Below are 11,611 nucleotides of genomic sequence, written 5' to 3'. Positions count from 1 at the left end.
GAAAGGTCACGGTTGGTGGCCGCGATGATCCTGACGTTCACCACGCGTTCTTTGTGCGATCCGATTCGTCGCATCGATCCGTCTTCGAGCACGCGGAGCAACTTCGGCTGCAACGAGAGTGGCAGTTCGCCAACCTCATCGATGAACAGGGTTCCGCCGTCGGCGATTTCGAATAGGCCGGGCTTGTCGGCCGTCGCGCCGGTGAAAGAACCCTTGGTGTGACCAAACAGTTCGCTTTCGACGAGTTGTTCAGGGAGTGCGGCGCAGTTGATCGTGACGAACGGTTGATCACGCAGGCGACTGCATTGTTGGATCGATCGAGCGATCACTTCTTTGCCGGTGCCGCTTTCGCCTTGCAGCAGCACGGGTTTGTCGGTGGGGCCGATCTTCTCGATCATGCGAGTGACTTCGCTCATCGCCGGTGAGTTTCCGATCAACGGAACGCGAGGTCGGTCTCGTGAGATGACCGCTTTGAGTTGGCGGTTTTCTTTTCGCAAACTGCCGAGGTCGCGGGCGAGTTGACAGTGGTGTTCGAGGTCACCGAGCGCACACGGTTTGGTGAGGTAGTCGCAGGCACCGAGTTTCATTGCCGATACAGCCGACTCGATCGTGCCTTGGCCGGTGAGGATGATCACCTCCATTTCGATTTTGGCCTGTTGGACACGTTGCAACAGTTCCATGCCTGACATGCCGGGCATGTTCATGTCGAACACGGCGACTTCGAATAATTCCTGTTCGCATAAACCGAGTGCTTCGGCGCCACTTGCTACCGCCGTCACGTTGTGGCCCTTGCGTTGCATCCAACGGGCGCAGGTCTCCCGAAAGTCGTGTTCGTCTTCCACGAGCAGCAATTTGATTGGCTTGTCAGTCATCGGTAAGCGTAGCTTCGAAGGTGTGTTACGGAGGTGTGGTGCTGGGCAGATTTGCTTGGTGGGCAGATTTGATGTGGGGCAGGCGTCGTGCCGGGTGGTTTGCTGTCGCGTGTCCCATGCCCGCGGGGCGTCCGCTGCGTTGGCCGCTGTGTTGGCCGCTGTGTGTCCCGGTCGGCAACGTCGTGGCGGTCTCGGCAGCATCGTCCCACGCGAACGGGAGGAGCGAAGTGTGTTCCGCGAAACTAAAATTTCTGTCTCGACCCGGGCCTGCGGGGGCACCACCTGAACTCATTCGTCTGACAAAATGAGTTTTCGTTAACGGATCGCGGCGTTTTTGGGGTGCCCATTGCCGTCAAACATTTTGGCTGAGACAATCCACGAAACCAGCACACCCAGCGAAAAGAGTGCACTATCGCACGGTCAAGGCGTGCCGCACACCCTTGAAGGTGTGCGGAGGTTCTCAGCTTGAGATTTTCGCATGCTCCGTTTTCTGCGCTCGTGGAGACGATCGGGCGGCCGAATTGCTCTGAAATGCCGGGGATTTGGGCTATGTCGCAGTGGTCTGGTTTCGCTCGTTCGGCTGTCCCGCGGATTCGAGTGAGAGGGAGGGCACGTTGCGTGCAGATTCCCAATCCGACCGAGTCCGTCGGTGAGGCGGGACACGAAACGTTCTGTCCGTCAGAGGTCCATCGGCCGCAGGCCACCGGGCGAGATACGGAGTACCCCGCAAGTAATGGTGGCACGATGGACTACGAATTAACGATCCTGTTGGTGGAGGATGACCCGGATACGCGCGGCAACCTGTGCGACATTTTGGAGATGGATGGGCACCGAGTTTTGGTGGCGCCATCGATGGCGACCGCACGAGAATTGGTAAGCGAGGATCAGGTCGGGTTGATACTGCTCGACCGTCATTTGCCTGACGGGTCGGCGGATGAGTTCCTACCCGAGCTACACCGGCTAGCCCCCGGGGCCGAGATAATCGTAGTCACTGGATATGCAGACATGGACAGCACCATTGCGGCGTTTCGAGAAGGCGCGGTGGACTATATTCTCAAGCCGATCAACCCAGGCGTGCTGCGGAAGAGCGTTGCCCGGATCGCGAAGCGGCGTCAGATCGAAGGTGAATTAGCGCGCGAGCAGCAGTTCGCCGATGAGATTCTCGAAACGGCAGAGGCGGTGGTGTTGGTGTTGGATTTGGAAGGCAACATCATGCGTTTCAATCCGTACTTCGAACGCATTTCGGGTTGGAAGCTCGCTGACTGTGTGGGATTGGATTGGTTTGATGTTTGTCTTCCTGCGCGAGAACGCGAAGCGATTCGGGAAGTGTTTCTCGACACGAAGGAACACATCGAGACGAGCGGCAGCATTCATCCCATTCTGACTCGGGACGGGCATGAGCGTCAGATTCGGTGGTCCAATACAACGTTGAAGGATGACCACGCACAAACCTATGCGGTCCTCTCTGTAGGAGTCGACGTGACGGATCTCTTAGCCGCTCAAGAGCGAGCGTTGCAGTCGGAAAGATTGGCGACGATCGGCAGAACGATAACGGGTTTGGCCCACGAAAGTCGTAACGCGCTGCAACGAATTCAGGCCGGTCTCGAGATGCTCGAGTTGGAAATAGGTGACCGCCCCGAGGCACGCCGCGATGTCGATTCGATTCAACGTGCGACTCACGATCTCAACAACCTTCTCGAGGAAGTGCGCTCTTTCGCGGCGCCGATTCATTTGCAGTTGGAAGAGACAAGTTTGCCTGAAATATGGCGTCGTGTTTGGCGGCATTTGGAAGTCGCACGCAGCGGGCGAGATGCGACGTTCACCGAACAGCTCGAAGGCGACGGCAAAGGTTGTCTGTTGCGGCTCGACGTGTTGCGGATGGAACAGGTGTTTCGCAACCTGATTGAGAACTCGTTGGCGGCGACCGACGATCCGGTTCGCATCGAGATCCGATGTCAAAAGCTCGGGGATGATCATGTTCAGATCTTCGTTTCGGATAACGGACCCGGGCTGAACGTTGAACAGAGTGAAAAGGTGTTTGAACCCTTTTACACGACCAAGAGCACCGGAACCGGGTTGGGAATGTCGATCGTTTCCCGAATCGTCGAAGCACACCATGGTACGATCCATGTCGTCGATCCCGATGACGGTCAGGGGGCCATGTTTGAACTGCGATTTCCTCTATCGATGCGGATATCATGAAGAACCAGCAAGAAGCTGTACTCGCGGCACTGTTGAACACCGCCGTGGACGCCATCATCGTGATGGATTCCGTGGGAATCATCCGTATCGTGAATTCGGCGATGGAGCGTATGTTCGGGTTTAGCGAAGCGGATGTCGTCGGGCAGAACGTGGCGATGTTGATGCCATCGCCTGATCGCGAGCAACATGACGGTTACCTCTCGAAGTACCGAAAAGGCGGTCAACGCAATATCATCGGTATCGGCCGCGAGGTGAACGGACGGCGCAAAAACGGGACGGTGTTTCCCCTCCACCTCGCCGTGAGCGAATTGACTTACGACGGGGAAGTGCTTTTCACCGGTATCTTGCGAGATATCACGGACCTGAAAAAAGCTCAGACCGATCTCGCGGCGATGAATACCGTGTTGGAGCAGCGTGTGGAAGAACGAACACAGCAGCTGCGCGAGGCACAGTCCGAATTGGTGAAGAAGGAAAAGCTCGCGACGTTGGGGCAAGTCGCCGGAGGGATCGCTCACGAGATTCGGAATCCTCTCAACGCGGTCAAAACGTCTGCCTATTTTCTGCAGCATGCGAAAGCACTCACCACCGAAAAGCTCAACGAGCATCTGCAGCGGATTGACCGTCAGGTGTCGGTGATCGACAACGTTATCTCGGCATTGACGGATGTGGTGCGAATGCCAACGCCGCAGTGTATGGCGTGTTCCTTGAGGCAATTGGTCACCGACGCTATCGACGCATCTTCACTCTCGTCGTCCATTGTGATCGATAATCGGATCGACGAAACTTTGCCGCCCGTATACGTTGATCAGAATCAGGTCCCGATCGCGCTACAAAACCTCATCCGGAACGCCCGCGACGCGATGCCGAGTGGCGGTCAATTGACGTTCGATGCTCAGATTGCTGGCTGTGCGGCGGGTGATAATCAGGCATCCGATACGGCAGGTTCGGGTCAGGGGAATGGTGGAACGCGAAGCGGCCGCGAGAAAGTGACGATCTCGATTACCGATACGGGACGTGGGATCGAGCCCGAACGATTGGTTCAAATTATGGAGCCGTTTTTCTCCACCAAGGCACGTGGCATGGGGTTGGGGCTCGCAATTACGAAGGCAATCATTGAAAAAAACGGCGGCAGCATTGGTGTGACCAGCGAACCGGGGCGAGGGACCACGTTTCGAGTTACGTTGCCTGTTTCGGATGAGAACGCGAGTGGCCAGGGCGGCTGAGACGGAACATCCCTCCGCTATGTTTTGCAAACCGACTGACGCTGTCATTTCACGGAAACAACAAGCACCTGATGATGTTAAACAAGGTTGATACCACCCGTATTCTCGTGGTCGATGACGAGGAGGATATCCGTTTTAACGTGCGGGACATTCTCGAAGACTTCGGTTACGAAGTGGACACGGCCGCCGATGGGGGCGAAGCGATTGAGTTGGTCCGGCACAATCGTTATGACGTCGCTTTGCTCGACTACATGATGCCGGGGATGAATGGGGCCGAGCTGTATCGGCAGATTCGACGTATCCGTCCTGATATTGTTGCCATCATGATCACCGCATACGCCGGTGGCGACGGTGCCGAGAAGGCACGTGATGCGGGAACGTGGCGGATCCTTCCCAAGCCGCTCGATCTACAAGCTCTGTTGCCGCTGATCGACGAAGTAAGCCGATGGCCGATCGTTCTCGTCGTAGATGACGACGAGGCGTTCTGCGACAACGTTTGGCAGACGTTGCAGGAGCACGACTACCGGGTCAACCTGGCGCACACAGAAGCCGACGGCGTTAAGAAAGCGGGCCAAGCTGCCTATCAAACGGCGATTGTCGATCTACGCCTAAACGATGGCGACGGCCGACAGGTGATTGAGATTGTCAAACGAGTCCGACCGGATGCGAAGTTATTGATCGTCACCGGTGCTCGCGATCAGGGTGATCCTTTGAGTGACATGGTGGAAGGCCTCTGTTACAAACCCGTCGACATGGAGCAGTTACTTCAAATGCTCGATCGATTCCATTCGAAAGAAGACAACGAGTGAAGTCTGCTGTCAGTAGGAAATGACTTGGGTGTTGAGCTTGTTTTCATTCAGGGCAGCAGTGAGACGAATGGACGCCAACGTCGCTGAGCAGTGTGCCCGTCGTTCGGCTCAAGCGTACGAGCGATAAACTGTATCGGCTGCGGTCGACGGCGAGTTGTGTTTGCGATTGGACGAGTTCTTCGGTGGCGTCGATGAGGAATTCCAGTTGAATCTTTCCAGCGGCGTAGAGGGCTTCGGAGGATTTGAGTCGTTGGCTGCCTGCTTCGACACGAGCGATGGAACTTTGTAGGGTCAGATAGGCGGATTCGATTTCAGCGATGGCCTCTTCGACTTCAAATGCGATCGCACGTTCTTGCTCGCGAAGCACAGCGCGTTCTCGTTGAAGTTCCAGGGCCGCGTTCCGCACGGCGGCTTTCGCTTGACGCCGTTGGGGCGAGACCCCCATTTCGACTCCGAATTGCCATTCTTGGTGGTCGAGAGAAAGAAGGTCATCTGTCGCCGACGCGAACCGTCCGCCATCGCCATCGAGGTCGTCACCAAAGCCACGCACTCGTGTGCGTCCGATCAGATCGAGTTGCGGCAACAGGAAATTCTTTGCCGCGATCAATCGAAGGTTCCGGTTTTGCAGTTCAAGACGTTGTCGGCACAGTTCACTGCGGCACGTCAGTGCCTTCCCGATTGACGTATGCAGGTCGAATTCGAACCGTGCCGCAGCGGGCGAGTCGGTTGGACGTAGCAACTCGCCCGCGTTCGGTGGTAGGCCGATCAGTCGACGCAAAGTGCGTTCGGAACTGTAGAGTCCCGTGGAGCCGTTGCCGCCGCCCAGCACGGTTTGCACTTCTCGAACATAGCGGTAATAGGTCGCTCGGCTTTGTGCCTCTTTGTAGGCCTCGCCGCCGGTCAAACCGGATTGCTTCTTCGATAGAACCGTTTGCCAAATTCGGTACGAAACGTCTCTGGCTTGAACGGCCGCGTGGTAGGCCGCGTACTGACGCTGCAGTTCCCAGTACGCAGTGTACAGATCGAGAAAATGGTCACGCAGGGCGATGTCGAAATCAGCTTGGCTGATCTTCGTATTGATCCTGGCGATCCAAATGCCGTTGGAGAAATTGAAACCCGGTTGAGCGTTCGGTCCCGCGATCATGTTGAATTCACGCCCTGCCCCACGCATTAACGGTTGTCGCACGCCAAGCTCGATTTGGCTTTCCCAATAGCTGGGGAAGCGATTGCCTGAGCGGTTGTTGGAGTCGTAGGTGTAGATTGACCGAGCGTCGAACTGGGTTCCCCAAACGTTTCGTCGCGACCATGTGGAATCGAGCTCGACGTAGTCTTGAAGCAGTTCTTGAACCTCACCGCCGAGCGTTGCGTTGTTGAAGACACGATCATTGTTTTGTGTGGTCAGGCTCGATCCGATTTGGCTGTCGAATTCTGCCAACGCTGCGGCGGGCCGAAAAAAGGGTCACTGGCACGAATCGCGGGATCGTAGGCAGTCGTGACCGATTGCGGGGAACTCAAGACACGAACACCGAGCGAACGAATCACTTCGCTGTGCTGCATCGCGAGCATCAGCAATTCAGATTCGGAGAGGTCGCGGAAGTGGCTCGGAGCGACCCCGGAGTGACGCACCTGGGGACGCGAAAACGGATCGCCCGGTTGCCCATGAACGACGGTTTGGGCGGTGGGAAGAGGATTGGGGGGCGGGGTTTGCGAGCTTTGCCGCACCGACACCATTTGCAACAGTCGATCGGTGTCGCGGCGAGCGGTTGATTCGGCAAGCGGGGCCGGCCGCGTTGTGCCTTGTGGGGAGGCTGTGTGTGCGGCGGCGGTAGGTGCAGACGGGGACCGGTTGACGACGGGGGAACTTAGAATGACTTTGTCTTGGCCGATCGCGGGTTGTGTCTCTCTCGAAGAGGACCGGCAACCGATCAGCACCGCGCACAGCGCGATCAGCACGCCCACACCCGTCGGAGTTCTGTTTTGGGTTTCAGACCGAGGCTGGTGTTGGGGCGGGGTGATGAAGCCAGCCATCAACGAACGCACGAGAGCATCCACCACGTCGCCGCCGGTGCGCGGCATGCGGTGAAAGACGTCTGCGAAACGGGACAGGAAAGGCTGGATTGTCACGCGTGGACAGTAAGGTGAAAAAGCGACACACTAGAAATAGGAACCCTTTTGGGAACAATCGACCGTTTGTGTTGACTTGATCCATTGCCCCTCCGCTGAGGCTCTCAACCGTTATGACCCGACATTCAACGAAGGATTTTTGATGGCCAGCTCGTCGGAGTCGTTGTCTATTTTTTCGATGATTCGAGCGACCTTGCGTCATCGGCGAGCGGTGAGCCTTGCGGTCGCGTTGGGAGTGGCAACGGCCACTGCTGTGATCACTGGTGCGTTGCTAGTCGGCGATTCGATGCGCGGTAGTTTGCGGGGGTTGACGGTTGAGCGACTCGGGACGATCGAAACCGTTTTAGCCCCGGGGACGTTCTTTCCGGTGGAAAGCGTTGAACTGCCTAGCGAAGCGAGTGACGCGATTGTTTCGAGCATGATTTTGTTCCCCGGCGGCAGCGTCGAAACGAAAACGAAGGCCGGTGAGGGGGAGTCGTCCGACGATTCGATCTCGCCAAGACCGCGAACGAGGCATGTCGGTGGGATTCAGGTCGTTGGCGTGGATGAATCGTTTTGGGATTTTGATTCGTCTGGGGTGAGGCCCGATGTGATGCCGGATGAGGATAGCGTCGTTTTGAATCAAACCGCGGCGAGCGAACTGCGTGTGACTGTTGGCGATCAGATCACGTTGCGTTTGCCGGTCGAAGGTGCCGTACCGGCGGACAGTCCGCTCGGTAAACGCGAGATCCAAAGCGAAGGTTTGCCGCGGATGAAGGTCGCGGCAATTTTGCCTGATCAAGGGTTGGGACGTTTCTCTTTGATGGCCAGCCAAACGGTGCCAAGAACCGTTTTCGTGTCACGGAAGCTCGTTGCGGAAGTGCTCGATCGTGAAGGCCAAGCCAACGTGATGCTGTCGGATCGAACGCTGACGGACTCTCAGGTTCCGTTGAGTTTGCAATCACTCGGATGGAACCTGAGAAAGATTGAAGTGGGTGACGCCGTCACCTACTTGTCATTGACCAGCGAAAGTTTGCTGTTGCCCGAAACGGCGGTGGACCGAATCGTGTCGGCTTTTCCCGAGGGTGTCGTGACCCCGGTGCTCACGTACCTCGCCAACGCGATCGAACCGATCAGCGAGAGCGAGCGTGAACCACGCCAAGAGGAACAAGAATCCGGCGAAACAGACGGCAAACCCAGCGTCCCGTATAGCACGATCGCGGCGATCGACTCGGGAGAAACATTGAGCCTCGATTACGCGATCGGCACACAGGTTGGCGGCGCTGCGTCGAAAGGCGGGAAATCCAGCGACGAGATTCCGATCGTCTTAAACGATTGGGCGGCGAACCGGCTGAAGGTCGACGTTGGAGCGACCGTTCGTGTTTTCTACTACGAACCGGAAGTCGAACGGGGCAAAGAGATTGAGCGATCGTTCGAAGCGGTGGTTACCGATGTGGTCCCCATCACTCGGCCGATCAAACCCTACCGACGCAGCCGCGAGGCCGTCTACGACAAGCCGTTGACTCCCTACAACGATCCCAATTTGACGCCGGATGTTCCTGGCGTGACGGATCAGGATTCGATTAGTGATTGGGAGTTGCCGTTTCAGCTCGAACGCCGCATCGATCGGGCTGACGATGATTATTGGAATGAACATCGTTTGACACCGAAGGCGTTCATCCCGCTCGATGCCGGACGGGCAGAGTTTGGCAGTCGGTTTGGGCAGACGACCGGGCTGAGAATCGATCCTCAATATGATTTGCAAACAATCGAGTCAAAGATTCTCGAAGCGATCAAACCGATCCGCGACGAACTGGGGTGGACTCCCCGGGCGATTCGCAGCGAACAGCTCGCCGCGTCTAAGGGGACAACGCCGTTTGATGGGTTGTTCCTGGCATTGTCGATGTTCGTCATTATGGCGGCGATGATGTTGATCGCGATTCTGCTGCGGTTGGGTGTGTTGCAGCGAATTGATGAGTTCGGAACGTTGCTCGCGGTTGGTTTTTCTCCTCGACGGGTGATGACGTTGGTCATGGGGGAAACGGCGGTCACGGCATCGATCGGTGCGATTGTTGGTGTGATCGGTGGAGTCGGATATGCCGCGTTTGTATTGTGGGCGTTGCGTTCTTGGTGGGTCGGCGCGGTGACGGTTCCTTTTCTGCGTTTTCATGCAACGCCGACGTCGATCCTGCTTGGTGGAATCTGCGGTTGGGCGGCGAGCATGGCGACGGCTCTGTGGACGTTGCGGTTTTTGTTGAAGCTTAATCCGGCGGCGCTTCTCGGCGGACGGCGAATGTCATTGGCGGGAGGCGCGGCAAAATCCGGTGGTGTTCGGCGAACCGGTGGGAGTTTGCGTCCGTGGATCATCGCCGGTTTGGTGGTCGCGGCGGTTGCGGCGGCGATGTTGGGTTCGCAAGGTGGAGCCCAGGAAGCCGCCGGAGGATTTGTCGGTGGCGGAATGCTATTGCTGATCGCGTCGCTGATGTGGATTCACTCTCGGCTCGGGGCGCGTGCGGTCATGACACCGTCACTGCGAACGCTCGCCACCGCGAATGCGAGACGCAATCCGTTGCGGAGCACGTTGACGATCGGTTTGGTTGCGACGGCGGCGTTTTTGATTCTGTCGATCACTGCGTTTCGAATGTCGCCGACGGAAGAAGGGACCGGTGGATTCGACTTGATTGCCGAAAGTGGTAGCCCGATCGCACGTGATTTGAATGACAGCGTGGTCCGTGAAGAACTGCTCGGACGGGATGCGGGTGTTTTGGATGGAGCGACGTTGGTCGCGTTTCGCATGTTGGCCGGCGACGATGCCAGTTGCAATAACCTGTATCAATCGGCGCGGCCGACGGTGCTCGGGGTGCCGGCGTTTGTTAGTGACGAAAAGAGTTCCGACGCGGAAGAGTCATCAGCACTAGGAACTCCGGATGATGCGGCAGAAACGAATCCGCTGCGTCGTTTCGGATGGGCGTCGTCCGAGGCAACGGAAAAGGAACAAACATGGAGTTTGCTCGCGAGGGATGGAAAGGGGACACCCGATGATCCTATTCCTGTTGTGATTGACCAGAACACGGCCATGTGGAGTTTGCAGATGACCGGCGGAATCGGGCAAACCAAGATGTTCGATTACGGTGCGGGCAAACAGTTGCACTTCAAGGTGGTTGGGCTGTTGGCCGGGTCGGTTCTCCAAGGCAAGTTGCTAATCGGCGAGGTGAACTTCGAGAAAGCGTTCCCGGAGGAGAGTGGCTACCGTTATTTCTTAATTCGCCGTGGCGAGCAGGCATCTCAAGACGCGATCGTCAACGCGTTTGAGTCTCGATTGGTGGATGTGGGGATGGACGTGCAATCGGCAAACGAGGTGCTGGCAAATTTGCTGGCGGTACAGAATACCTATCTTCGTACGTTTCAAAGTCTCGGTGCACTCGGATTGTTGCTTGGCACGATCGGATTGGCTGTCTCGCAATTGCGGAGTGTTCTCGAACGACGCAATGAGCTCGCGGTGTTGCAGGCGGTTGGATTCACTCATTCCCGTTTGGCGAAATTGATTCTCGGCGAGAACTTCTACTTGTTGTTGATGGGGATGGCGTGTGGTGTTGCGACGGCAATCGTTGCCGTTCTTCCTTATGCATGGATGACCGGTAACTCGGTTCCGATTGTCGAACCGATGTGGATTCTGTTCGGCATTTTGGTGTTCGGGATGTTGGCCGGAATGATCGCGGTGTGGCGTGTGATGACACTACCGTTACTCGATTCGTTGAGGGCGGAACATGCTGCGATTGAACTTTGACATGGCGGCTTCGCGTCGAGAATTGGCGCGGGATGAAGCGATGTTGCAGTGGGCTGACTCGGTCGTCGAATCGGATCAGGCGGATGAGGACGTCGACAAACCGACCGAGCTTTTTCGCGTGTGGAGATTTCAGACGCCCACGGTCATTCTCGGGCGGAGTTCCAAAATTGGCGAAGAGGTTGATCGGGAGTGGTGCGCGGCACGCGACATCGATGTGTTACGTCGCTGCACCGGAGGCGCATCGGTTGTGGGCGGGCCTGGCTGTTTGATGTACAGCGTCGTCGTGCGAGTGCCCGCCGAGGGTGGACTGCGAAAGATTGACGTGGCTCATGACTATGTGATGCAGCGAGTGTTGTCAGCGGTGCAGACACAGCTGCCTGACGCGGATCGTGCGGGGACGTGTGATTTGACTTGGAAGACGCGGAAGTTCTCTGGCAACAGTTTGCGAGTGGCCCGTCATCACTTGCTCTATCACGGGACGCTGCTCTTGGATGCTGATTTGGATTTGATCGCAGAGTGTCTCGCGTTTGCGCCGCGGCAACCTGAGTACCGTCGAGGGCGATCGCACCGCGACTTCATTTGCAACGTGGCTTTGGACGAGCCAGCTCTCGTGGA

The 11,611-nt window shown here is 57.0% G+C and carries 8 protein-coding genes; 5 read left to right on the top strand and 3 right to left on the bottom strand.

The genetic code is table 11. The features are described 5' to 3' along the window. On the bottom strand, positions 1 to 872 hold an 872-nt coding region (locus RSSM_RS05930), incomplete at its 3' end, for a sigma-54-dependent transcriptional regulator (protein ID WP_008675623.1). 618 nt (positions 873 to 1,490) lie between these two features. Here RSSM_RS05930 and RSSM_RS05920 point away from each other — a divergent pair. The 3 genes from RSSM_RS05920 to RSSM_RS05910 all read left to right on the top strand — a co-directional run bounded on the left by RSSM_RS05920 (position 1,491) and on the right by RSSM_RS05910 (position 5,106). After that, on the top strand, positions 1,491 to 3,074 hold the full coding sequence (locus tag RSSM_RS05920; protein WP_008675621.1) for an ATP-binding protein: 1,584 nt from the start codon (positions 1,491 to 1,493) through the stop codon (positions 3,072 to 3,074). Then, positions 3,071 to 4,297: a two-component system sensor histidine kinase NtrB gene (locus RSSM_RS05915; RefSeq protein WP_008675620.1), complete on the top strand. Its 1,227-nt coding sequence runs from the start codon at positions 3,071 to 3,073 to the stop codon at positions 4,295 to 4,297. Before RSSM_RS05920 ends, RSSM_RS05915 begins: the two co-directional genes overlap by 4 nt. Positions 4,298 to 4,368: 71 nt before the next feature. Next, positions 4,369 to 5,106, top strand: coding sequence for a response regulator (locus RSSM_RS05910; RefSeq protein ID WP_236620975.1), 738 nt, complete (start codon positions 4,369 to 4,371; stop codon positions 5,104 to 5,106). A gap of 43 nt (positions 5,107 to 5,149) precedes the next feature. Here RSSM_RS05910 and RSSM_RS05905 read toward each other — a convergent pair whose 3' ends face one another. Further along, positions 5,150 to 6,541 carry a TolC family protein gene (locus RSSM_RS05905; protein ID WP_008675618.1) on the bottom strand — a complete coding sequence of 464 codons (1,392 nt, stop codon included), beginning with the start codon at positions 6,539 to 6,541 and terminating at the stop codon, positions 5,150 to 5,152. After that, positions 6,505 to 7,230, bottom strand: coding sequence for a hypothetical protein (locus RSSM_RS34540; protein ID WP_236620974.1), 726 nt, complete (start codon positions 7,228 to 7,230; stop codon positions 6,505 to 6,507). Before RSSM_RS34540 ends, RSSM_RS05905 begins: the two co-directional genes overlap by 37 nt. 142 nt (positions 7,231 to 7,372) lie before the next feature. On the opposite strand from RSSM_RS34540, the gene RSSM_RS05895 reads away from it, so the two are divergent. Both RSSM_RS05895 and RSSM_RS05890 read left to right on the top strand, forming a co-directional pair. After that, complete coding sequence (locus tag RSSM_RS05895) at positions 7,373 to 10,996, top strand: ABC transporter permease (RefSeq protein WP_044301319.1); 3,624 nt, start codon at positions 7,373 to 7,375, stop codon at positions 10,994 to 10,996. Beyond that, a partial coding sequence (locus RSSM_RS05890) for a lipoyl protein ligase domain-containing protein (protein ID WP_008675615.1) occupies positions 10,977 to 11,611 on the top strand: 635 nt, incomplete at its 3' end. The genes RSSM_RS05895 and RSSM_RS05890, both read left to right, overlap by 20 nt.

Source organism: Aporhodopirellula sallentina SM41, assembly GCF_000346505.1.
GTDB lineage: Bacteria > Planctomycetota > Planctomycetia > Pirellulales > Pirellulaceae > Rhodopirellula > Rhodopirellula sallentina.
This window is presented reverse-complemented; position numbering and strand designations above follow the sequence as displayed.

What these genes read in the sequence shown, in the direction of transcription:
- RSSM_RS05895 (WP_044301319.1), top strand. Translation starts at nt 7,373, where the DNA reads ATGGCCAGCTCGTCGGAGTCGTTGTCTATTTTTTCGATGATTCGAGCG.
- RSSM_RS05915 (WP_008675620.1), top strand. Translation starts at nt 3,071, where the DNA reads ATGAAGAACCAGCAAGAAGCTGTACTCGCGGCACTGTTGAACACCGCC.
- RSSM_RS05910 (WP_236620975.1), top strand. Translation starts at nt 4,369, where the DNA reads ATGATGTTAAACAAGGTTGATACCACCCGTATTCTCGTGGTCGATGAC.